This window comes from Candidatus Binatia bacterium (assembly GCA_023150935.1).
Lineage (GTDB): Bacteria > Desulfobacterota > Binatia > HRBIN30 > HRBIN30 > JAKLJW01.
The window spans coordinates 84,984-107,264 of the sequence record JAKLJW010000006.1 but is presented as its reverse complement, the minus strand read 5'-3'; the positions used below and the strand labels follow the sequence as shown (position 1 = coordinate 107,264).

General features: G+C 66.8%; 18 protein-coding genes. 8 read left to right on the top strand and 10 right to left on the bottom strand.

Translation table 11 applies throughout. From position 1 onward, the window contains the following. Positions 1-258: 258 nt before the first annotated feature. From L6Q96_06315 to L6Q96_06305, 3 genes are all read right to left on the bottom strand, one after another. Entirely contained in the window at positions 259-1,011 is a 753-nt protein-coding gene (locus L6Q96_06315; protein ID MCK6554186.1) for a DUF72 domain-containing protein, read from the bottom strand. Positions 1,012-1,148: 137 nt separating this feature from the next. Beyond that, positions 1,149-4,169, bottom strand: coding sequence for a PAS domain S-box protein (locus tag L6Q96_06310; protein MCK6554185.1), 3,021 nt, complete (start codon positions 4,167-4,169; stop codon positions 1,149-1,151). 316 nt (positions 4,170-4,485) lie between these two features. Further along, the gene (locus L6Q96_06305) at positions 4,486-5,754 is read right to left on the bottom strand and encodes an MFS transporter (protein MCK6554184.1); all 1,269 of its coding nucleotides are present in this window, start codon (positions 5,752-5,754) and stop codon (positions 4,486-4,488) included. 162 nt (positions 5,755-5,916) lie between these two features. Between L6Q96_06305 and L6Q96_06300 the strand changes: the two genes are divergently transcribed. Beyond that, positions 5,917-7,344, top strand: coding sequence for an aldehyde dehydrogenase family protein (locus L6Q96_06300; protein MCK6554183.1), 1,428 nt, complete (start codon positions 5,917-5,919; stop codon positions 7,342-7,344). 34 nt (positions 7,345-7,378) lie between these two features. Here the strand turns inward: L6Q96_06300 and L6Q96_06295 are convergent, their stop codons facing one another. From L6Q96_06295 to L6Q96_06285, 3 genes are read right to left on the bottom strand one after another with little or no spacing between them, the layout of a single operon-like run. Further along, the gene (locus L6Q96_06295; GenBank protein MCK6554182.1) at positions 7,379-7,825 is read right to left on the bottom strand and encodes a hypothetical protein; all 447 of its coding nucleotides are present in this window, start codon (positions 7,823-7,825) and stop codon (positions 7,379-7,381) included. A 16-nt stretch (positions 7,826-7,841) separates the two neighbouring features. Beyond that, entirely contained in the window at positions 7,842-8,618 is a 777-nt protein-coding gene (locus L6Q96_06290; protein ID MCK6554181.1) for a cupin domain-containing protein, read from the bottom strand. Beyond that, the gene (locus L6Q96_06285) at positions 8,615-9,526 is read right to left on the bottom strand and encodes a DNA-processing protein DprA (protein MCK6554180.1); all 912 of its coding nucleotides are present in this window, start codon (positions 9,524-9,526) and stop codon (positions 8,615-8,617) included. The genes L6Q96_06290 and L6Q96_06285 overlap by 4 nt, the downstream gene beginning before the upstream one ends. Positions 9,527-9,708: 182 nt before the next feature. On the opposite strand from L6Q96_06285, the gene L6Q96_06280 reads away from it, so the two are divergent. Next, positions 9,709-10,548: an alpha/beta hydrolase gene (locus tag L6Q96_06280; protein ID MCK6554179.1), complete on the top strand. Its 840-nt coding sequence runs from the start codon at positions 9,709-9,711 to the stop codon at positions 10,546-10,548. 130 nt (positions 10,549-10,678) lie between these two features. Here L6Q96_06280 and L6Q96_06275 read toward each other — a convergent pair whose 3' ends face one another. The 4 genes from L6Q96_06275 to L6Q96_06260 all read right to left on the bottom strand — a co-directional run bounded on the left by L6Q96_06275 (position 10,679) and on the right by L6Q96_06260 (position 14,410). Continuing rightward, positions 10,679-11,032: a four helix bundle protein gene (locus L6Q96_06275; GenBank protein MCK6554178.1), complete on the bottom strand. Its 354-nt coding sequence runs from the start codon at positions 11,030-11,032 to the stop codon at positions 10,679-10,681. A 110-nt stretch (positions 11,033-11,142) separates the two neighbouring features. Further along, positions 11,143-11,823, bottom strand: a complete 681-nt coding sequence (radC, locus tag L6Q96_06270; protein ID MCK6554177.1) for a DNA repair protein RadC — start codon at positions 11,821-11,823, stop codon at positions 11,143-11,145. Positions 11,824-11,892: 69 nt separating this feature from the next. After that, positions 11,893-13,122, bottom strand: coding sequence for a class I SAM-dependent rRNA methyltransferase (locus L6Q96_06265; protein ID MCK6554176.1), 1,230 nt, complete (start codon positions 13,120-13,122; stop codon positions 11,893-11,895). After that, positions 13,088-14,410, bottom strand: coding sequence for a citrate synthase (locus tag L6Q96_06260; protein ID MCK6554175.1), 1,323 nt, complete (start codon positions 14,408-14,410; stop codon positions 13,088-13,090). The genes L6Q96_06265 and L6Q96_06260 overlap by 35 nt, the downstream gene beginning before the upstream one ends. A gap of 160 nt (positions 14,411-14,570) precedes the next feature. Here L6Q96_06260 and L6Q96_06255 point away from each other — a divergent pair, with 160 nt between their 5' ends. The 6 genes from L6Q96_06255 to L6Q96_06230 all read left to right on the top strand — a co-directional run bounded on the left by L6Q96_06255 (position 14,571) and on the right by L6Q96_06230 (position 22,178). Further along, the gene (locus tag L6Q96_06255) at positions 14,571-16,397 is read left to right on the top strand and encodes a TolC family protein (protein MCK6554174.1); all 1,827 of its coding nucleotides are present in this window, start codon (positions 14,571-14,573) and stop codon (positions 16,395-16,397) included. A 110-nt stretch (positions 16,398-16,507) separates the two neighbouring features. Beyond that, positions 16,508-17,830 (top strand): TolC family protein, encoded by a 1,323-nt coding sequence (locus tag L6Q96_06250; GenBank protein ID MCK6554173.1) that lies wholly within the window; start codon positions 16,508-16,510, stop codon positions 17,828-17,830. Positions 17,831-17,890: 60 nt separating this feature from the next. Next, the gene (gene corA / locus L6Q96_06245; GenBank protein MCK6554172.1) at positions 17,891-18,862 is read left to right on the top strand and encodes a magnesium/cobalt transporter CorA; all 972 of its coding nucleotides are present in this window, start codon (positions 17,891-17,893) and stop codon (positions 18,860-18,862) included. A gap of 130 nt (positions 18,863-18,992) precedes the next feature. After that, a complete protein-coding gene (locus L6Q96_06240) occupies positions 18,993-20,213 on the top strand; it encodes an efflux RND transporter periplasmic adaptor subunit (GenBank protein ID MCK6554171.1) in 1,221 nt (406 codons plus the stop codon). A gap of 1 nt (position 20,214) precedes the next feature. Continuing rightward, positions 20,215-20,949: an ABC transporter ATP-binding protein gene (locus L6Q96_06235; GenBank protein MCK6554170.1), complete on the top strand. Its 735-nt coding sequence runs from the start codon at positions 20,215-20,217 to the stop codon at positions 20,947-20,949. Further along, on the top strand, positions 20,946-22,178 hold the full coding sequence (locus tag L6Q96_06230) for an ABC transporter permease (GenBank protein MCK6554169.1): 1,233 nt from the start codon (positions 20,946-20,948) through the stop codon (positions 22,176-22,178). The genes L6Q96_06235 and L6Q96_06230 overlap by 4 nt, the downstream gene beginning before the upstream one ends. Positions 22,179-22,281 lie beyond the last annotated feature (103 nt).

Below are 22,281 nucleotides of genomic sequence, written 5' to 3'. Positions count from 1 at the left end.
ACCGAAGAGGTGAGCCGGCGGGGATGACCGGACTGTCCCCGCAGCCGCCGCGCTGCCCCCGCGGATGTCGAGCGGGGCCGGGGTCGGTGTCGCTATCGGTATCGGGGCATGGACGAGCGTCGGTCATGGGCACCGAGTTCGGCGTGGCACGGGGGGATCGGTCGCGATCCCGATGACGATACCGACCCGAGGGAGTGGGTATCTCGACAGTCCCCGTCGCCGTGCGGGTCGGCCTGCGTAATCCGCGCTCCGCCCCCTTCAGACGGAAGCGACGGGCCGCGGCGCGGGTCGGGAATCCACCGGCGCGGGGTGGACGAGTCCCAGCAACTGCTCGGCTAACCGCGGTGCCCGCCCCGGCGTTTCCTGCTTGAAGTAGACGAACACGTCTTCCCAGCGCGCGGCGGCCGCGAGCAGGCGACCGGCCCATTGCTCCAGATCCGCCGCCGAGTAATCCGGACGGCGCAGCCGGAAGTAGCCGAAACGCGCCGTCACCTCGAACGGCGTCGCCTGCTCCGCTTGCTCGGCAACGCACAGCGCCACGTCGAATCGGCGCAGACACTCGAAGGTGTCGTCCGTAAGCCAGGCGGGATTGCGGAACTCGAACGCCGGCCGGTAGCCCGGCGGCATCTGGTGCAGGAAATCCTCGAGACGCGAAACGTCCTTACGCACGAAGGGCGGTACCTGGAAGAGCAACGCTCCGAGCTTGTCCCTGAGCACGCGGACGGTGTCGCAGAACGAGGTCAGCGGATCCGCCGCATCGCGCAATTGGAGATCGTGTGTGATGCGCCGCGGGGCCTTCAAGGAAAAGGCGAAATCGGCGGCACTCTCTTTGGCCCACCCCTGTACGGTGCGGATGTTGGGCATACGGTGGAAGGGGGCGCTGAACTCGACCGTCGGAAATCGCTCGCTGTAGTAGCGGAGCAGTTCTTCCTCCGGCAGGTTCTCGGGGTAGAAGACGCCGCGCCAATCCTTCGCGCCGTAACCGGAGGTGCCGATCCAGAACCGGGCCATTCGAGGCGTCTAGCACGGCGGTCGGAAGGAAAACAGCCACCTTCCTCAACCGGGCTCGAAGCGCGGCTCTGCCCTTGCGACGGAGCCCGTACGCGGGCGCGACGGGATGGACGGGCGGGGAATTTCCGCCCGAAAGCTCACCGACATGCCGTCCTGAGATCGGCGCTCGCCGCCGGGCCCGGATTCGACCCGGCAATGCGATCGAGAATTGCGAACAGCTCCTGAGCCCTGATGGGCTTGGCGATGTAGTCGTCCATGCCGGCGGCCAGGCAACGCTCGCGGTCGCCCTTCATGGCGTGCGCGGTCATGGCCACGATCTGCGTATGGCCGGAGGAACTCTGCGGCTGGCTGCCGTTGTCGGCGCCCGCCGACTCGCCGCACGCTTGCCCTTCGCGCACACGGATTGCCACCGTGGCTTGCAGGCCGTCCATTTCCGGCATCTGGACGTCCATCAGAATCACGTCGAACTGTTCGCGCTCCCAGGCCTCCACGACGGCCTTGCCGTCGCCGGCAACCACCACCGAATGTCCCTGTCGTTCCAGGAGACGTAACGCCAGGCGCTGGTTGACCGGGTTGTCCTCGGCCAGGAGCACGCGCAGAGAACGCCGGCAACGGGCAGGTTGCGGTGCCGGCGGCGCCGGGCACGCGGCGGGCGCGGCGACCGCCGGCGCGGGTGCGGCTTCGGCACGAGCGGTGAAATGAAACGCACTGCCGACACCGACCTCGCTTTCCACCCAGATCCGCCCTCCCATCATTGCCACCAGCTCCGAACAGATCGCCAGCCCGAGTCCGGTGCCGCCATACTTGCGCGTCGTCGATCCGTCGACCTGTTCGAAGGCTTCGAAGATCTTCGTCCGCTTGTCGGCCGGGATGCCGATGCCCGTATCGCGCACGGTGAAGTGCAACTCGACGCACGCAACCTCGCTGGCCGGTCGTCCCTCGTTCTTCGTTGCACGGCCTTCCTGGATGCCGCCGACGCCCAGTCGGCGCGCTTCCAGTTCGACGCTGAGGCCGCCGCGGTCGGTGAACTTGACCGCGTTGGCGACCAGGTTGACGAGGATCTGGCGCAGGCGCCCGGGGTCGGCGATCAGCACCTCCGGTACCTCGGGTGCCACGCGGCACTCGAACACGAGACCCTTCTCGCGCGCCCGCAACGCCAGGGCCTTGAGCATATCGGCCAACCGGGCGTGGAGGCCGAACGGCTCCGGCTCGAGCTGCAACTTGCCGGCCTCGATCTTCGAGAAGTCGAGCAAATCGTTGAGCAGGATGAGCATCGACTCCGCTGAGTCCTTGACCAGACCGAGGTACTCGCGCTGCTCGGGTGTCAGCGTCGTTTCCAGGGCAAGGTCGGTCATTCCGATGATGCCGTTCATCGGCGTGCGGATCTCGTGGCTGACGTTGGCGAGGAACTCGCCTTTGGCGCGGTTGGCCGCCTCCGCCGCTTCCCGGGCGCGCCGCTCGTCCTCCTCGGCGCGCTTGCGGGCCGTGATGTCCTGGACCGCCACGACAAAGCGGAAGCCCTCGGCAGTCCTCGAAACCGGCCGGGCGTAGTAGCGGGTCCAGCGCTTCTCGCCGCTCTTGCACGAAATCCGGCATTCCCCCACCCCGGGTTCGCCGGCGAGGATGCAATCCAGGGCGGCGCGGACTTGCGGGAAGTCCTCGGGGTAGACATAGGCGGACAAGGGCAGATCGGCGATCTCCTCCGGCGTGTACCCGGTGATCCGATCGAGCGCGCCAATGCCCCATTCCGACCGGAAGCGTCCGTCGGGGGTGACGCGGAAGGCGAAGGCCGCATCCGACATCAACTCCGATACCAGACGGTGTCGCTCCTCGCTCTCGCGCAGCGCCCGTTCGGAGGCGAGGGCGTCGGTCACGTCGCGCGAGTTGATGACCGCGGCTCCGACGCCCGACTCCTCGGGGAGCGGCGTCGCCAGAGTAGCGAGCACCCGCCACGATCCGTCCCGGTGGCGGATGCGGATCGACAGTGGCTCTTCGTCGCCCACCTGCTTGATGCGGCGGACAAAGCCTGCGGCTGCGTCGGCCTGGTCGTCCGGGTGTACCTGTTCGAAGACGTTCTTGCCGATCAGAGCTTCCGCATCATAGCCGATAATACGTGCCGCCGAGGGACTCTGATAGCGGATGGTCCCGTCGAGATCGACGACGGTGATCAGGTCGGAGGCGTGCTCGATGAGCGACCGGAAGTGACGTTCGCTCTGCCGCAGTGCCGCCTCCATGCGCCGGCGCTCGGTGACGTCGTGGAACAATGCCCGGCAGCCGATCGGCTGCCCGTTTACCCTGGCGCAGCTCGCGGTACCCTCGACGTCGATCGTGCGGCCGCTCCTGGTCAGGAACCTGGCTTCGATCGGCCCGACGGACTCCCCCGCCATCAAACGACCGAACACGAGCGAGCAATGCCCGGCGCTGTCGGGATGCAAGACGTCGGCAACGGTCAACCGCCGGACTTCGTCTTCCGAGTAACCGAGGGCCTCCCGCCAGGCGCGGTTCACGTAGGCGAATGAACCGTCAGGGCGGACGCACTGGATCAGATCGGTGGCGCTCTCGACGACGTCCTGGTAGCCGGACAGGACGATGTTGTGCTGCTCGATGTCCAGCCGGTAGCGCTCGAACTCGTAGGCCACGTATACCGAGCCGAGGAACACCACCGTGGTGCCGACGCCGATATAGCCGGTAATCGAATCGAAGTTGCCGGCCACGCCGTAGGAGTTCCAGGCAATAGCGAGCGCCGCGATGGCTGCGGTGACGAGCTGCGGGGCAATGCCCCACGGCAGCACCGCCGGCGTGGCGATGGTCAGGAGAATGATGACGGTCCGTGCGGCTACGGTTTCCCCGCGCGTGATGCCGAGAGCCGCCGTCGTAACGATCACTGCGCTGATGCCGATGAGCGCGAGCGACGACGGGTAGCGGCGACCGATCGGCAGGCGCATGAGCAAGAATAGCGGCAGAACGATGGCAAGCTGCACGGCCTTTATGACCAGCAACGTGGGTAGCTCCGGCGGTTGCAGCCAGAAGTCCTCGACGGTGAAGGCCAGGCTGCAGATCACCACGACGAACATCGCGGTCGGGAGACGCTGCGAGATGCGCGAATCGATTGCGGCGCGCGCCTGCGCGCGCAGCTCGGTCGGGTCGGGGGTGAACATGTCCGCTACCGGCCTGAGACCCCCGGCCCGCGGCTACGGTGGAAGGGCGGCGGAGGATGGATGCCCAACAGCCGCCGCCGTCGAGGATCTGAGATCGCAGGCCACCTCCCGGGGCAACACCGCCCGCTACTGGCCATGCCGCAATACCGGACATGTCGCATTGCATCTCTGAAGGTGAGCGTCCAATCCATGATCGACTCGCCGCCGCTGTGCAAGTGCCCGCCACGTCGTGCCGGGCGTGTAAGTGCATCTGCTATGCCACCGGAAGCACCCGAATCCACTGTGCGCGCACGTCGCGCGGCGCACCGGTCAGGCGTCACGTTTGCGTCGGAGGCAAGTAACTGTCGGTGGGCGGTGGCCTACCGCCGGGGTGGCGACGTTGCCGGCCGGTACGATGCGCTATGAGGCCGAGCGCCGCCACGGCGCCGAAAGCCGCCCCGGCAACGAACGTCGCCGGCGCGCCCACGGCGGTCCACAGCCAGCCGGCCAGCACGCTGGCGAGTAACAGCGCGACGCCACTGACCAGATTGAAGATCCCGAAGGCCGAGCCGCGCAGGTCGCCCGGAGCCGTGTCGGCAACGAGCTTGGCGAACAAGCCTTGCGTGAACGCCATGTGCAGACCCCAGAGTGCGGCGCCGACGAACGCCAGCCACGGCGCGTCCGCAGCCGCCAGCGCGATGTCGGCAGCAATCAGCAGTGCCAGACCGATCAGCAACAGCCGGCGCCGACTCATACGGTCGGCCGCGGCTCCCGCCGGGTAGGCCACCCCGGCGTAGGCGACGTTCATCACGATGAGGACCGCCGGCACGTAGGCCAGCGATAACCCGACATCCTGAGCGCGCAGGACCAGAAAGGCTTCGCTGAACCGAGCCAGCGTGAAAACGGCGCCGACCAGCACGACCCGCCAGTACCGGCCCGACAACCGCCGCGCATCGGCGAGACTGACGGGGGCACGGGCGGCACCCTCGTCGCTCCCATGATCCGGGTCGCGCACGAAACCGATCAGCAGAGCTACCGTGACGAGGGCGGGCACGACGGCTACCCACATCACAGCGGCGATGTTTCCGGCCAGCCTCGCCATTAGAACCAGAGCCAGCAGCGGACCGAGCACGGCGCCGACGGAATCGAGGGCCTGGCGCAGCCCGTATGCCGCCCCGCGCAGGGCCGCCGGCGTCAGGTCGGCAACCAGTGCATCGCGCGGCGCCCCCCGGATGCCCTTGCCCACGCGGTCGATAAAGCGCGCCGCGAACACCCAACCGACAGAGGTGGCCAGGGGAAAGACCGGTTTGGTAGCGGCGGCCAGACCGTAACCCAGCACGAGCAGCAACTTGCGCTTGCCGAGATAGTCGCTCAGCGCCCCCGAGAACACCTTCGTGATTGCCGCCGTCGCCTCGGCGACCCCTTCGACAAGTCCTATGGTCACCATCGACGCCCCGAGCACTGCCGACATGAACACCGGCAAAAGGCTGTGAATCAGCTCCGACGACATGTCCATGAACAACGAGCCGAAGCCGAGCGCCCAGACGCTCGCCGGCAGTCCGCGCCAGCTCGCCGATTCGACTGGAGTCGATGGAGTTCGAGCCATCGGCGCATACCTTGCCCCGACGGCCCGGCTAGCTCAACCTGCCCGCGGGCACTCCGTACCGGCTTGACGCCGATCGGTGCGCGCGTCACCTTGAAACCGCGATGCCGCCCGAGGGCGTCGCGGTCATTCTGACGCCGAACGACAACCAACGAGGAGCGCGCCATGCAGGAGTGCCTGAAGTTCTACATCAACGGAGAGTGGGTTCCGCCGGTCACGCCGAAGACGATGGACGTCAGCGACCCGGCAACCGAGGCGGTGATCGGCCGGATCAGTCTGGGCAGTGCGGCGGACGTCGACCGGGCGGTCACCGCGGCCGCAGCGGCCTTCGAGTCCTTCGGCCGGACCTCGCGGGAGGAACGGCTCGCTCTCTTGCAGCGCATCGTCACCGCCTACGAGGCGCGCCTCGACGAAATCGCGCGCACGATTTCGCTCGAAATGGGCGCGCCGAAGTTCCTGGCGAATGCGGCGCATGCGCCGGCCGGACTCGCTCACTTCAAACAGGCGATCGAGGTGCTCGGCTCGTACGAGTTCGTGCACCAGAAGGGCAAGACCCGCATCGTCAGGGAGCCGATCGGGGTGTGCGGGTTCATCACGCCGTGGAACTGGCCGATCAATCAGATCGCTTGCAAGGTCGCGCCGGCGCTGGCGGCGGGTTGCACGATGGTGCTCAAGCCGAGCGAAATCGCGCCGCTCGATGCGATCTTGTTTGCGGAGATCGTGCACGCGGCCGGCGTACCGCCGGGGGTGTTCAACCTGGTCAACGGCGACGGTCCGACCGTCGGTGCGGCCATCGCCGCCCATCCGCGCATCGATATGGTGTCGTTCACGGGCTCGACCCGCGCCGGCGTGCTGGTCGCGAAGGCGGCCGCCGACACGGTCAAGCGCGTCGCTCAGGAACTGGGCGGCAAGTCGGCGAACATCGTTCTCGACGACGCCGACCTGAAGCGCGCGGTCGAGGGTGGCGTGCGGAGCTGCTTCACCAACAGCGGTCAGTCGTGCAACGCACCGACGCGTATGCTGGTGCCGCGGGCGCGGCTCGCCGAGGCGGTGGCGGTTGCCAGAGCGGCGGCGGAGAAGGCGGTCGTGGGCGACCCGCAGGCGGACGGCACGACGATCGGCCCGGTGGTCAGCCAGGCGCAGTTCGACAAGATTCAGCGGCTGATCCAGGCCGGCATCGACGACGGTGCGGAGTTAGTGACGGGCGGGCCGGGCCTGCCCGCGGGTCTGACGAAAGGCTACTACGTGCGCCCGACGGTGTTCGCGAACGTGCGCAACGACATGACCATCGCGCGCGAGGAGATCTTCGGGCCGGTGCTGTCGATCCTGCCGTACGATAGTGAGGAGGACGCAATCCGCATCGCCAACGATACGCCGTACGGTTTGTCCGCGTACGTGTCGTCCGGCGATCCGGAGCGGGCCCTGCGCGTCGCGGCGCGTTTGCGCGCTGGCAACGTCCACATCAACGGGGCGGGCCCGGATTTCTCCGCCCCATTCGGCGGCTACAAGCAATCCGGCAACGGCCGCGAATGGGGCGAGTACGGCTTCGAGGAGTTCCTCGAAGTAAAGGCGGTCATGGGCTGCCCGGCGTAGGGCGGACGGCAGGTGGCGCGGAAGGGAGTCGAGATCAGCGGCGATCCATGCCGCCGTAAGTCGCCGCGAGCGGGATAAGAAACACGACGGCCAGCGAGGCGTTCAGGATCGCGTTCGGCCAGAAGCCGGTCCACACCGAGAAGATGGTGTCCGGTACGAACCAGGCCGCAAGCGACACGGCCACTGTCAACCACGCCTCGCGCGAACCGCGCCGGAACGGGCCGAGGATGACGAACAGAAGCGCCACGCCCCACCCGACCATCACCGCGCCAATGATCCCGTGCGCAAAAGAGATGTACGCGGCGGCCTCGGGTCCAAAGGCTTCCAGCGCGTCGGTCGAACCGTAAGTGAGCAACCCAAACGCGGCACGGATCAGCCCTGGGGCCAACATCATGCTCGCCCCAAACACCGTCACGCCAATGGTGGCGACCACGAGCCATCGGAACCAGAAGGTCGGCGGATTGTCGATCCGTGCTGACATCGGTCGTTCCCTCCGTTCAGTGAGCCAGCATGGCCGTTCCGGTCGGCCCCGTGCCGTTCTCCTGGTAGAAGACATCGCCGTCTCTGGCCCAGAGGAAATGCGGCACCCCGGCCGGCGCAACGTACACAGCGCCCGTCGGGACCGCAACGACGTTGCCCTCCTCGAAGCGATCGCCGAAGCCGACGTACAGGGTGCCCGAAAGGACTGTCGTCACGCGCACGTCGGGGTGCGTGTGCGGCGGTACGCGGGTTCCCGACGCCAGTCGCACGCGCAGCACGTAGGGGCCCGACTCCCGCTCGGACCCGATCGCCCACGCGGCCTCGACTCCGGACATCCCCGGGGGACTCGCCCAGCGCAGGCTCTCGACGGCGATGGGTGCAGGACGGCGTGCCGGCGTGGCGGATTCGGCGGCGACAGTGCGCGTCGCTGCCCCCAGCAGACCGATGACGAGCAGGATGGCGGCCATCCTCCCGTGTCTGCAGGCGCCGAACCGGTTGCGAATAGACTCAGTCATAAGATCGACCTTACAGCCTTCCCTCCCCCTATCGATCGTTATGATGCCGTGTACATGGTTGGGCATGACAACGAACGCGTCGAGATCGACGCCGCGGAACCGCTCCGGCAGCGCCTTCCACACTGCTGCCACCATGTGCCCCGCATCGGTCAGTCCCATCCCGTCCCCCAGCACCTCGCCGAACAGACACGCTCGGTCCTGAGGACAGACGGTGAAGAAGTACGAACCCGGGAGAGAGTAGTCGTACCCCGGCAACCGAATCGAGCGCCGGCGGCTCATTCCGGCACCGAACTGACGAAACGACCCAGCTCCGGCAGATCCGCCTCCGTAATGGCCGTGGCTCCCGCGGCGACGAGACCGGCGTTCTCTCCGTACCACGACAGCACCGACTGGCCGCGATCGAGTGCGGCCAGGCACACGCGTTCGATCTGGCCTCCGGGCTGCGCGTGTACGGCGACGACGACGTCGGCCAGCGCTGCCACCAACTCGTCGCGCCGTTGTCCGCTGCGCGGCGATGCATGATCGCCGAGTCGAAACGGCGACACGACCAGCGTGCGGTTGACGTCCAGCGCGGCGCGTCCGGGGCCGAACCCCGACGGGTCACGGTCGGCCCGTGCGCCGAAAGTGGCAAACAGTCCGCGGTCGAGGACGATAACCCGCGCCGCTCCCGCCGCCCGTGCGGCCACGGACGCTACGCGGTACGACGCCTTCATCCCGCCGCCGGCCAGCGTGAAGCCTTGCGCCGCCGCAGCCTCGGCCACGGCCGCGGTCGCCGGCACCGTGTGTTCGCTCAGCATGCGCGAGCTCAGAACGGTCAGCGTCGGCCGCTCGAGGAGATCCGGCGCTCCGACCGTGTACAGTACCGGCGGAGGTGGCCGGAGCCGGCGCGCGAGCCGGCGTGGATACGCGGCGTCGCCGGCGCACCAGGCGTCACCGCCGGCCACGGTCAGGCGACCGAGCAACCAACCGCACCGTGCACGGTGCGCCTCCATCCCGACGTCGAGGTGGGCGACCGTGTCGGCGGGCAAACGGTAGACTTCGCGCAGGACAGCCGGCGGCAAGCGAAAGAACGTCGCCAGGCCGTGGCCGCGCTCGCGGTTGCAACTCAGGATTCGGTCTGCCAATCGCTCGCCCACGTGCGGCAATTCCGACAGCATCAGCGCGTACAGCGCCGCCTCCTTGTCCATACCCCGCCCCCGTGTTAGCCACCGGTCGCGCAATCGGAGCTACTAGTTCGCGAGTTCGTCGCATGGTGCGAAGAATTTAGGAATGCGGATTTCGGATTGCGGACGACGCATTCATGAGTTCCGCAATCCGCATTCCGCAATCCGCAATGGGTTGCGGGCGAAGCCCGCGCCAGGGAGACCGTATGCCGACACCGCAGGACGCCTTCGTTACCGCACGTGGGCTGCGCTTCCATTGCGTCGAGTGGGGTGCGGCCGGTGCGCCGCCTCTTCTCTGCCTCCACGGCATTACGCAAACGGCGCATAGTTGGGACGAAGTGGCCGCCGACCTTGCCGCCGATTACCGGGTCATCTGCCTCGATCAGCGTGGCCACGGCGACAGCGACTGGGCCCCCGACGGCGATTACAGCCGCATCACTCAGGCGGCCGATATCGCCGCCGTTGCCGACGCGCTCGGTCTGTCGCAGTTCCTGCTCGCCGGCATGTCGATGGGCGGGATCAACGCCATCACCTTCACCGCGCGGCATCCCGCACGGGTGCGCGCCCTGGTCATCGTCGACGTCAGCCCCGAGATCCAACCCAGTGGCGTCGAGAGCATTCGCAGCTTCATTCAGGCCGCCGACGAACTCGACAGTTTCGAAGCCTTTGTCGAACGCGCACATCAGTTCAACCCGCGCCGCTCGCCGGAGAATATCCGCAGCCGCCTCACCCACAACCTGAAGCAACTGCCGAACGGCAAGTGGACCTGGAAGTACGACAAGTACCTGCGCTCGGGCGACCGCCGCTTCGAGGCCAGCGCGCTCCACAACCTCTGGGACGACGTGCGCGCACTCGCGTGCCCGACCCTGATTCTCAAGGGCGGCGAAAGCGACATCCTGTCGGCCGAGAGCGCGGCACGACTCCAGGCGGCGATTCCCGGCAGCGAGCTGGTGTCGATCCCCGGCGCGGGCCATTCCGTCATGGGAGACAACCCGGAAGCGTTCGTGGCGGCGGTGCGTCGGTTTCTTGGGGGCCTGGGGGCCTGAGGTCTTGGGGTCTTGGGGTCTTGGGGTCCTGGGGTCCTGGGGTCTTGGGGTCTTGAGGTCTTGGGGTCTTGAGGGGCTGGGGTTGGAGGACGGGGCGGGCCAGAGGGTCGCGTCGAGGAACCGGGCGGAGTCATGAGCGCAACGCCCGGCTCAGCGCGGCGAGCGCGGCCGCCACTCGCCCCTGAGTTGTCAGTAAGTCCGCGGCAACCGCATCGTCGAGATAACCGAGCCGTGCGGCCAGCTCGATGAAATAGCCCAACTCCCGTACCGACCCGAAGGAGATGCCGAAGAACCGCACGCATTCGCGTTGAGTTTCCCGCGCACAGCCTTCGACGATGTTTGCCGGAACTGAAACCGCACATCGCCGCATTTGCGCCGCGATCCCGAACATCTCGCCGCGCGGAAATGCGCTGGTCGCCCTGTATACCGCCTCCACCAGGCCATCCGCCAACTGAAACGCCACCAACTTCCGATGATCTCTCATCCGTCCAAGCCTTTCCTAGCAACAGCCCCCTCAGCCCCCCAAGACCCCAAGACCCCAAGACCCCAAGACCCCAAGACCCCAAGACCCCAAGACCCCAAGACCCCAAGACCTCACCAATACCCCTCGTCCACAAAACTGACGTACCGTCCCTTGCCGATGACGATGTGATCGAGGACGCGCACGCCGACGAGATCCCCCACCTCGCGCAGGCGGCGCGTGAGGGCGATGTCTTCCGGACTCGGAGTCGGATCGCCGCTCGGGTGATTGTGGACGAAGATCACCGCCGCGGCCGCTTCGCGCACGACCGAGGCGAAGACGTCGCGCGGGTGCACCACGCTCGCCGTCAGCGACCCGAGCGAGACGGGAACGTCACGGATCTTGCGGTGCTTCTGATCGAGCAGAACGGCGTAGAAATGCTCCCGGCGCTCCGCCCCGAGGCGCTCGCGGAAGTGAGCGTAGACGTCCGCACTGCCGCGAAACGGCATTCCCGGCTCGAACGTGCACTCGCCGTGGCGCCGCGCGATCTCCAGCGCCGCGACCAACCGTGCAGCCTGCCCGCGCCCAACCCCCGCCGCCGCACGCAGCTCCCCGACCCCGGCCGACCCCAGACGGCGCAGATCCCCGAACGCCCGCACCAGCGCCCGCGCGCGGTCGAGTACCCCCGTGTCGCGGCCTGCCGTCCCCAGCACCACCGCCAGCAATTCCGCGTCCGTGAGCGCGCCCGGTCCATGCGCGAGCAACTTCTCGCGCGGCCGATCCGCCATGGGCCACTCCTGCACCGGCACCGCCATCCGCACCGAAAATAGTAAAGTTAACTCTCCTTGTCCAGTAACTTAACAAGCCCCCACGCCCCCGGGCCGTCACCCCCCAACCCGCAGCAGCAATCCCTTCAGGTATCCCCCCTCGTCGTGGGCCAGATCGATCGGATGGTCGGCGCCCGGCCCGAGGTGTTGGAGGACCTGCACGGGGCGGCCGGCTGTGGCGGCGCCGGCATGAACGGCGCCGCGGAAGGCGTCGAGACTGACGTGCTGCGAGCAACTGAACGTGAATACCAGGGCTCCTGGTGCGGTGCGGCGGAAGGCGGCGCGGTGCAGCTCGCGGTACTTCCTGATGCCGCGCTCGAGGTCGCCGCGGCGCTTCACGAGCGCGGGCGGGTCGAGTACCATCAGGTCGAAGTCGCCGGCGGTGTCGCGCAGGTACTCGAAGGTGTCTCCGTGAACCAGATCGCCCGCGCCGGCCGGTAGGCCGTTGGCCTCCCAGTTGCGGCGCGCCGTCTCCAGGGAACGAACGGAGGTCTCGACCGCGACGACATGTGCTGCCCCGCCGGCAGCGGCGTACACGCCGAACGCTCCGGTGTACGCGAACGCGTTCAGCACGCGGCGCCCGGATGCCAGGCGGGCGACCAGCATCCGGTTGTCGCGCTGATCGAGGAAGAAGCCGGTCTTCTGCCCGTGCCGAATATCGACGGCGAAGCGGTGGCCGCATTCGACTATCCAGAGGTCCTCGTCGGGCACGGTGCCAAGCACGCATCCGGCGGCGGCCTCCAGACCTTCTTCATGGCGAACCGCTCCCGTGCTGCGTTCCCAGACCCCGTCCGGAGCTAGCGTCGCCTGCAGCGCCGCGAGCAGCCACGGCTTGAGAGCGTCGGCGCCGGCAGTCAGGCACTGCAGGACGGCGACACGTCCGTAGACGTCGACAACGATGCCGGGCAGGAAGTCGCCTTCGCCGTTGAGCAGTCGGTAGGCATCGGTTCCGGGCGGAACGACCGAGCGCCGGAGCGCGAGGGCGGCCTCGATACGGTGGCGGACGAAGGCGGCGTCGATGGTCTCGTCGTGGCGGGTTAACAGTCGGACGGCGATGGTGCAGCGCGGGTTGGCGTAGCCGCGGCCGCAGAACGTCCCGTCGGCCGCATGGACGTCGACGATCGCGCCGGCCGGCGTGTCGGCGGGGAGATCGGCGAAGGCGCCCGCGAATACCCACGGATGGCCGAGGCGCAGCGGACGCTCGCGGCCGGGCTTGAGGGTCAGGATCGTTCGCGGGCTCCCCGCTGCCGCCTCAATTTTGCGCCTCCCGTGCGTCGGCGGTGTCATCGCCGCGCCGCTCGACCGGAACGTAGTTGCGGGCCGGCGCGCCGACGTAAAGCTGCCGCGGTCGCGAGATCTTCTGATCCTTGTCGAGCAGCATCTCCTGCCACTGTGACACCCAGCCCGGGGTGCGGCCGATTGCGAACAGCACGGGGTACATGTCGAGCGGAAAGCCCATCGCCTGATAGATGATCCCCGAGTAGAAATCGACGTTGGGGTAAAGCCGGCGCGTTACGAAGTAGTCGTCCTCCAGCGCGATGCGCTCGAGTTCGATGGCGATATCGATCAACGGGCTGCGGCCGGTGACCTCGAACACCTCGTGAGCGATGCGTTTGATGATTTTGGCCCGCGGATCGTAGTTCTTGTAGATGCGATGACCGAAGCCCATCAGCCGGTGATCGCCGCCCTTCACGCCCGCGATGTATGCCGGAATTCGGTCGGTATGGCCGATTTCTGTGAGCATCCGCACCACCTGCTCGTTGGCGCCGCCGTGTAACGGGCCGTAGAGCGCCGCCGTGGCGGCGGCCACCGCCGAGAAGGGGTCGGATTGCGAGCTGCCGACGACGCGCATGGCGTGCGTCGAGCAGTTCTGTTCGTGATCGGCGTGCAGAATGAACAGCACGTCGAGGGCCTTCTCGAGGACGGGGTTCGGTTTGTACTTCAGCTCGGTCTTCTTGAACATCATGTTGAGGAAGTTGCCGGCGTAGCTGAGGTCGTTGTCCGGGTAGGCGTACGGCATGCCCATCGAGTGCCGATATGCGAATGCGGCCAGCGTCGGCATCTTGGCGATCAGCCGGTGCGTCTGGATCTTGCGCGATTCCGGGTCGAAAAGGCGCTTGGCGTCGGGATAGAAGGTGGACAGCGCCCCGACGGTGCTGACGAGGATGCCCATGGGATGGGCGTCGTAGTGGAAGCCGTCGATGAATTTCTTGATGTTCTCGTGGATGATCGTGTGCATCGTGATGTTGTGCACGAAGCTCTTGAGATTCGACGGCGCCGGCAGTTCGCCCTTGACGATCAAGTAGGCGACTTCGAGAAAGGAACTTTCCTCGGCCAGTTGCTCGATCGGGTAGCCGCGGTAGCGCAGAATGCCCTTGTCGCCGTCGATGAAGGTGATCGCACTGCGGCACGAGGCCGTGTTGTTGAAGGACGGATCGTAGCTCATCAGGCCGAAATCGTCGGCGTCGACGCGAATCTGGCGCAGATCGGAGGCGTTGATCGCCCCCTCTTTGATCGGGATCTCGTACCGCTTGCCGGTTCGATTGTCGGTGATCGACAGTGAGTCGTTACGCATAAGTGCCTCCCGGAATTACCCCACGTTGCCATGCGCCGCCCGGCGCTGCAATTGGCGGGCGGGCCGTGGCGCAGCGGGAAAAGAAATGGCCTCACCCGGGCGTGACCGACCGTTGCCGCCGTGCTAAGGCCGCGGTTGGCGTAAAGAGGAGAAGACAGGCATGAGTGCGCGTGCGAGTACCTTCCTGACCATCGTCCTTGTCACCGGCCTCGCCGGAAACGTCGGCCCGTCTGCAGCCCAGCCGCCCCCCGCCCCGGTCTGGCGGACCACGCCGACGCCGCAGCCCGTGCCGCCGGGCCCCGAGTTCCAGAAGCCGGCTCCCAACCCCGCGATGCCAAAGCTGCTCGACGATCGGCCCTCGCTGCCGTTCGTGTTTACCGATCAATGGACCCTCGATCCGGTACCCGAGTCCGTGCAGGAGGCGCAGCGATCCGATCGGGGTTACGGACTGCTCACCGACATTGGGCCGCTGCAGGTGACCTCGCTCCAGGAGTGCGTCGCGCTGGCCCTCAAGAACAACACCGACCTGCAGATCCGACGCCTCGCGCCGGTCAACGCCGCGGCCGGGGTGCGGCGGGCGCGGGCAATATTCGATCCGGCACTGTTCGCCGATCTGACGCGCGACCGCAGTGTCCAGCTCGCGCAGAGCATCAGCGTATTCACGTCGGGCGGCGCTTCCACGCAGTTCAACGACAACTTCGGCGGCGGCATCGGATTGCGCAAGCTTCTGCTCACCGGCGGGCAGGTTTCCGTCGCCTGGCGGAACAACCGCAACAAGGCAAATCCGTCCGTGCTCAATCAGTACGAGCCGGAGTATCTCACCACCCTCGGCCTCTCCCTCAATCAACCGCTGCTGCGGGATTTCGGTTGGGGTTACTCGCTGTTGCGGGTCGAGATCGCCCAGAACACCGAACAGACGGACTACTACCGCTACCTTGCCAGCATCGCCGACGTTATCGCCCGCGTCGAAGAGGCATACTGGAACCTTGTGCTCGCGCAACAGAGCGTCAAGGTGGAAGAGCAGGGTCTGGCGCTGGCTCGCGAGTTGCAGCGGCAGAACGAGGGTAAGTTCAAGGTCGGTGCCCTGCCGCAGACTGCGGTGCTCGAGGCGCGTGCCGAGGTGGCCCGCCGCGAGGCCAATCTCCTGCTCGTGCAGAACGCCGTAGCCAACACCCGTGACGTGCTCCGCGCGCTCGTCAACGCCCCCGACGCGACCGATCAGGCCCTGATCCGCATCGATCCCGCGGATATTCCCATGGTGGTCCCGTACGACATCGATCTCGGGCGCAGTCTCAAGACCGCCATAGAGCAGCGGCCCGAAATCGTCGCCGCCCGTCTCGAGGTTCGCGGCGTCGGGCTGCAGCGCAAGATTGCCGAGAACCAGCTCCTGCCGCGTGTCAACGTCGTCGGCGGTCTCGGGCTGAACGGCCTTTCGGGTACCGGGGCGCCGCCGGAGCCGACACCGTTCGCGGTGCCCAACCCGATCGGTATCGGCGGTTACGGCCGTGCCCTCGAACTGCTGCCCGACGGCCGCTTCTACAATTACAGCGTTGGCGCCGTGATCGAAGTGCCGATCGACAACGCGCAGGCCAAGGCCGACTACGCGCAGGCGAACGTAGGATTCGAGCAGTCGCGGCTGGCGCTGCGACGGCTCGAAGAGGGCGTAACCCTCGAGATCAAGACGGCGGTGACCGATTTGTTGACCGATCTCAAGACCATTGACGCCACGCGCATAGCCCGCGAGTTGGAGGAAGAAAACGTCCGCAACCAGTACGCCCGTTACGAAGTCGGGCTGGCAACGACGAAAGATCTCCTCGACTACCTCGAACGCTTGACGCGCGCGCAGTTCCGCGAGGTTCAGGCCCTTACCGAGTACAACAGCGACCTTGCCCGCATGCGTCGGGTCGAGGGCACGCTGCTGACGGCCCGCAATGTCCTTGTCGAACGGGCCGAACCCGAATCGGCACCGTGGTGGGCGTCGTTCTGAACCGGGTCGAGACAGCCGCCCGGATCGCCGCACGCCGAACATCGAGCCCGGAACACGGAGCGCCGATCGCGGCGCCCGGACCCAGCTTCGCACCGCCGACGGCGGAGGCTGTGCCTCGGGCGCGGGGCCGCGCGTTCCGCCGCCGTGGCGCTGCCGTCGCACTGGTGCTGGCCGGTGTCGCCTTTCCGGCCCCTGCCGAGGTTGTTGCACCGCGAACTCTGCGCGAGTGTATCGCCATTGCCCTCGTGAACCATCCCAGTCTAAAGGCCGCTGCCGCCACCGTCGACGCCGGTCAGCAGCGTGTCCGCCAGGCCGTATCCGGCTACTTGCCGCAGATATCGGCGAACTTCTCGCCGAATCGACGTCAGACCAGCGGTCTGGCGGGCACCGGCACGGACATCTCCGCCACCGTGCGCACGTTCGACTTCTACACCACCGGCTTTTCGCTCAGTCAGGTTCTGTTCGACTTCGGGCGTGTCCTCAACGGCATCCAGGCGGTTATCGCCTCGGTCGATGCGCTGGCCTACGATCAGGCGACGCAGCGGGAGACCGTCGTCCTCAATGTCAAACGGTCCTTCTTCAACCTTCTCGCCACCCGCCGCCTCCTCGTGGTCGCGGACGAGACGGTGGAGCAGAACCGCAAGCAACTCGAACTCGCACAGGAGAAGCTCAACGTCGGTCTCGCGCCGCGCTTCGACGTCACGCAGGCCGAAGTGCAACTGGCCAACGGGGAGCTCAATCAGGTCACGGCGCGCAACGCCGTCGCGCTTGCTCAGGTTACGCTGCGCAACGCCCTCGGGGTGACCGAACCGGTCGAATTCGACATCGTCGACACGCTCGAAACCCCTCCGGTCGAGCTGAACGAGGCGCAGGCGCTCGCGCTGGCTTACGATCGCCGGAGCGAGTTGCTCAGCCTGCGCGCCCAGGAGGCCACGAAACTCGCCGAAATCGCCGCTCTGTACAAAGACTACCTGCCGAATGTTACCGGCAGCGCCACCTACAACTGGTCGGGCACCGATTACCCGCTGCAGGACACCTGGAACGTTGGCGCATCGGTCAACATGTCGCTGTTCAGCGGGGGGCTGACCACGGCGCAGATCGGCGAGGCCAAAGCGACCCTGAACAGCATCCGCTTCAGCGCCGAAGTGACCCGGCAGGACATTGCACTCGAGGTGCGTGAGGCCCTGGTAAGACTGCAAGAGGCTCGAGAGAGCATCCGCGTCGCCGAGAAGGGCTTCCGGCGGGCGCGGGAAAATCTCGACCTCGCCGGCGAGCGCTACGCTCAGGGAGTGGGCACCTTCCTGGAACTCACCGATGCGCAGACTTCGTACACGAGCGCCGATGCCAGTTACGTGCAGGCCCTGTACAATTACCGGATCGCCGTTGCCGCGCTCGAACGGGCCACGGCGCAGCCGATTCCCACCGCCGATTGACGCTTGTGCTTGCAGCGCCCGGTGGGCTCGGTTATTGCGCCTGCCGGGACTCGGAGCGACATGGACACCGTCGTCAACTGCGTGGCGTACGCCGACGGCCGCCGGGTCGGTAAGGTCGACATCGACGACATCAGCGAAATCCTGCGCTTTCCCGGCCAGTTCATCTGGATCGGCCTGCACGAGCCCAGCGAAGGTACGCTGCGCAAGATTCAGGAGGAGTTCGGCCTCCACGACCTGGCCGTCGAGGACGCGCTGCGGGCGCACCAGCGGCCGAAGCTCGAGGAATACGGTGACAGCCTTTTCGTCGTGCTGCGCACCGCGCTGCTCGAGAACGGCGCCATCGGCTTCGGCGAAACGCACATCTTCGTGGGTCCGCAGTACCTGGTCACGGTGCGCCACGGCGCCTCGCTGTCCTACTCGGAAGTGCGCAGCCGCGCCGAATCGACCCCGCAGCTACTCCGCAAAGGCCCCGGGTTCGTTCTGTACGCGGTTATGGACTTCGTGGTCGATCACTATTTCCCGATCGTCGACGCCCTGGAGGACCAGCTCGAAGACCTCGAGGGGGAGATCTTCGAGGAGACTTTCGAGCGCGCAACCATGCAGCGGATCTACGGGCTCAAGCGCGACCTCGTCGCGATCAAGCGCGCCGTATCGCCGCTGGTCGAAGTCTGCAACCGCCTCGTGCGTTTCGACGTCGGCATCGTTCACGAGGACACGCGGGTCTATTTCCGGGACGTCTACGACCACGTCATCCGCATCAACGAATCGATCGACAGTCAGCGAGAACTGTTGACCACCGCGCTCGAAGCGAACCTGTCCCTGGTCTCGGTGGGCCAGAACGAGGTGACCAAGAAGCTCGCCGGCTGGGCCGCCATCCTTGCCGTGCCGACGATGATCGCCGGCATCTACGGCATGAACTTCCGCTTCATGCCCGAGCTGGAATGGGAATACGGCTACTACGCGATCATGGGGTTCATGTTCTCGGCATGCGGGTTCCTGTACTGGTGGTTCAAGCGCGCCGGCTGGCTGTGACGGAGGTCCTGGGGTCCTGGCCCAGACGGTCTTGCGGAGGCCCGCGCCCTCCGTCCCAAGCCCCCAGGAGCCCAGGACTCCAACAACATTGTGACCGCCCGCGCGGGCTGGTACTGTTCACCCAACTGCCGTGGCTTCCGCTCGCTTGCGCCGCCTGCGCACCCCGTTGGTCCTCGTCCTCTTCCTCGCCACCGCCGGCGGCGGGGTCTGGTACTGGCAAACCGGTAGCGCCAACGAACCGCCGGAGTATACCTTCGAAACCGTCGACCGCGGCCCGATCGCCGCCGTGGTCACCGCCACGGGAACCGTGAACCCGGTGACGACCGTGCAGGTGGGCACCTACGTTTCAGGTCCGATTCGCGACATCGACGTCGACTTCAACTCGCCGGTACGCAAGGGCCAGCGCGTCGCCAAGATCGATCCGGCGCCGTTCGTCGTCAAAGTGGAGCGCGCCGAAGCGAACCTCGCCAATGCGCGCGCCCGCATCGACAAGGCGCGCGCCGACCTCGCACTCAAACAACTCACCTTCGACCGCAACCTCGGCCTGCGCGCGAAGAACCTCATTTCCCAACAGGATGTCGACACCGCCCGCAGCAACCTCGACCAGGCGCGCGCCCAACTCGCGCTCGAGGAGGCCGGCGTCAAACAAGCCCAGGCGGACCTCGACGAAGCGCGTATCAACCTCGCGTACACCGATATCACGTCGCCCGTCGACGGCGTGGTCGTCTCGCGCAACGTCGACGTCGGCCAGACCGTGGCCGCCAGCTTCCAGACACCGACGCTTTTCCTCATCGCCGAAGATCTGACGCGCATGCAGGTCAACGCCAGTGTCAGCGAATCGGATATCGGCACTATCCATTCCGACCAGCAGGCGACCTTCGCGGTCGACGCGTATCCGGGCAAACCGTTCGCCGGTACGGTTACCCAGGTTCGCAACGCGCCGATCACGGTCCAGAACGTCGTGACCTACGATGTCATCGTCGAAGTCGATAACACGGGGATGGAGCTCAAGCCGGGCATGACCGCCAACGTAACGATCGTTACGGCAGAGCGCGACGATGTGCTGCGGGTCCCGCTGCGGGCCCTGCGCTTCAATCCCGAGACGACAGGCGGCGGTACGCCGACGCCGCGGCGCGACTGGAGGACCAATGGGACCGGGTCGGCGGTATGGGTGGCGCAGCCGGACGGTGAGCTGAGGAGAACCGACATCACCACCGGCCTGCGCGACGAACGCTTCGCCGAGGTGCTGAGCGGCCCGCTCGAAGCGGGAACCCTGGTCGCGGTCGGACGCAAGCCGGCGGCGAGAAAGACCGAAGGGCCGCGCATTCCGGGTGCGCCGCGCTTCCGCTGACGTGTCGACCCGCGCTCCGCTCATCGAGGTTCACGACCTCTGGAAGGTTTACGTCCTTGGTGACGTCGAACTCGCCGCCCTGGGCGGCGTTTCGCTGGCGATCGAAGCCGGGCAGTTCGTGGCGATCATGGGCGCGTCGGGTTCGGGCAAGTCGACGTTCATGAACATCGTCGGCTGCCTCGACCGGCCGACGCGCGGGTCGTACCGCCTCGCCGGCGAGGACGTTGCCGCGCTGTCTCCCGACGCTCGCGCCGAGATTCGCAACCGTCGCATCGGCTTCGTGTTTCAGAACTTCAACCTGCTGCCGCGCACGACGGCCCTCGAGAACGTCGAGCTGCCGCTGTTCTACGCCGACGGCGCGGTCGGCGACCTCGCTGCCCGCGCCCGTGCGGCGCTCGTCAATGTCGGCCTCGGCGGTCGCGAGGCGCACCTGCCGAGCCAGCTCTCCGGCGGCCAGCAGCAGCGGGTGGCCATTGCCCGCGCCCTGGTCAACGAACCGGCGCTGCTGCTCGCCGACGAGCCTACCGGCAACCTCGACACGCGCACGAGCGAGGAGATTCTGGAGATCTTCGGCCGCTTGAACCGCGAACGCGCCCTGACGATCGTGATGGTCACTCACGAGGCCGACGTCGCCCGTCACGCGCAGCGCGTGATCACGTTCCGCGACGGACGGATTCTCAGCGATACCCGGAACCCGGGTGGTGCGATCGCACAAGAGACGGGAACGCCACCATGAAACTCCTCGCCATGACCGTTCGCGCGGCATTCCGGGCGTTACGCCGGAACAAGATGCGTTCGGCGCTGACCATGCTGGGGATCGTCATCGGCGTTGCCGCGGTAATTGCGATGGTCGGTGTCGGCCGCGGCGCCGACGCCGCCGTACAGGAGCAGATCCGCAGCCTCGGCACCAACGTTCTAATGATAATCCCCGGTGCGACCACCGCTGCCGGGGCGCGTTCGGGCTGGGGAGGCGTGTCGACGCTGACCGCCGGCGATGCGCGGGCAATCGAGAAGGATTGCCCGGCGGTCGCCACGGTGACCTACTTCCGCCGGCAGGTCGTTCAGGTGGTCAACGGCGACCTTAACTGGTCGACCGTCGCGCAGGGGGCGACTCCGGATTTCCTCGCCGTGCGGGAATGGCCGGTCTCCTCCGGATCCGCGTTTACGGAACGCGACGAGGAAACGGCCAATCGCGTCGCGGTTCTCGGGCAGACGGTTGTCGATAACGTCTTCGGCCCCGGGCAGGACCCCGTCGGGACGACGATCCGCATCAAGAATGTGCCCTTCACGGTCATCGGAGTGCTCGCGGCCAAGGGGCAGACGGCGTGGGGACAGGACCAGGACGACCTGGTGTTGATGCCTTTCTCAACCGCCGAACGGCGTGTCCTCGGCTCCCAGTTGCTCGGCACGGTCGACATGATCTGGGCATCGGCCGTGGCCGCGGACGAAATCGACGAAGCGATCGGGCAGATTACCGACGTGTTGCGCCAGCGCCATCGCATACAGCCCGGTGAGGACGACGACTTCACCGTCCGGAGCCTGAACGATATGGCGCGAGCTTCCCAGATGGCGAATCAGGTCATGGCCAATCTGCTGCTGAGTGTGGCGGCGATCTCGCTCCTGGTCGGCGGCATCGGCATCATGAACATCCTGCTCGTGTCGGTGACCGAACGGACCCGCGAGATCGGTCTGCGCATGGCCGTTGGCGCCAAGGCGCGCCACATCTTGCTGCAGTTCCTGGTCGAGGCCGTGACTCTGAGCATGGTCGGCGGCGTTCTCGGCGTGGGGTTGGGTCTGGGTGCGGCCGAGTTGCTGGCCTATTTCTCGGGCTGGCCCATGCTCATCGCCCCGTCCGCCGTCGTTGGCGCCTTCCTCTTCTCGGGCGCGGTCGGCGTGTTCTTCGGATATTACCCGGCACGCAAGGCAGCCCGGCTCGATCCGATCGTTGCGCTGAGGTACGAGTGAGAAGAAGGCGTTGCGCGGTTGGTGGGTGCTGGACGTTCGGCGCCGGTAGTTGCGACATGGACGATGGTTCTTGCGAGTTGGTTTGGCGTCGGAACCGGGAGAC

Excerpts from the sequence above, each read along its gene's own strand:
- L6Q96_06280 (MCK6554179.1), top strand. The coding sequence starts at position 9,709 with ATGCCGACACCGCAGGACGCCTTCGTTACCGCACGTGGGCTGCGCTTC.
- L6Q96_06305 (MCK6554184.1), bottom strand. The coding sequence starts at position 5,754 with ATGGCTCGAACTCCATCGACTCCAGTCGAATCGGCGAGCTGGCGCGGA.
- L6Q96_06255 (MCK6554174.1), top strand. The coding sequence starts at position 14,571 with ATGAGTGCGCGTGCGAGTACCTTCCTGACCATCGTCCTTGTCACCGGC.
- L6Q96_06310 (MCK6554185.1), bottom strand. The coding sequence starts at position 4,169 with ATGTTCACCCCCGACCCGACCGAGCTGCGCGCGCAGGCGCGCGCCGCA.
- L6Q96_06265 (MCK6554176.1), bottom strand. The coding sequence starts at position 13,122 with ATGACACCGCCGACGCACGGGAGGCGCAAAATTGAGGCGGCAGCGGGG.
- L6Q96_06315 (MCK6554186.1), bottom strand. The coding sequence starts at position 1,011 with ATGGCCCGGTTCTGGATCGGCACCTCCGGTTACGGCGCGAAGGATTGG.
- L6Q96_06290 (MCK6554181.1), bottom strand. The coding sequence starts at position 8,618 with ATGAGCCGCCGGCGCTCGATTCGGTTGCCGGGGTACGACTACTCTCTC.
- L6Q96_06260 (MCK6554175.1), bottom strand. The coding sequence starts at position 14,410 with ATGCGTAACGACTCACTGTCGATCACCGACAATCGAACCGGCAAGCGG.
- L6Q96_06300 (MCK6554183.1), top strand. The coding sequence starts at position 5,917 with ATGCAGGAGTGCCTGAAGTTCTACATCAACGGAGAGTGGGTTCCGCCG.
- radC (MCK6554177.1), bottom strand. The coding sequence starts at position 11,823 with ATGGCGGTGCCGGTGCAGGAGTGGCCCATGGCGGATCGGCCGCGCGAG.
- corA (MCK6554172.1), top strand. The coding sequence starts at position 17,891 with ATGGACACCGTCGTCAACTGCGTGGCGTACGCCGACGGCCGCCGGGTC.
- L6Q96_06230 (MCK6554169.1), top strand. The coding sequence starts at position 20,946 with ATGAAACTCCTCGCCATGACCGTTCGCGCGGCATTCCGGGCGTTACGC.
- L6Q96_06285 (MCK6554180.1), bottom strand. The coding sequence starts at position 9,526 with ATGGACAAGGAGGCGGCGCTGTACGCGCTGATGCTGTCGGAATTGCCG.
- L6Q96_06295 (MCK6554182.1), bottom strand. The coding sequence starts at position 7,825 with ATGTCAGCACGGATCGACAATCCGCCGACCTTCTGGTTCCGATGGCTC.
- L6Q96_06275 (MCK6554178.1), bottom strand. The coding sequence starts at position 11,032 with ATGAGAGATCATCGGAAGTTGGTGGCGTTTCAGTTGGCGGATGGCCTG.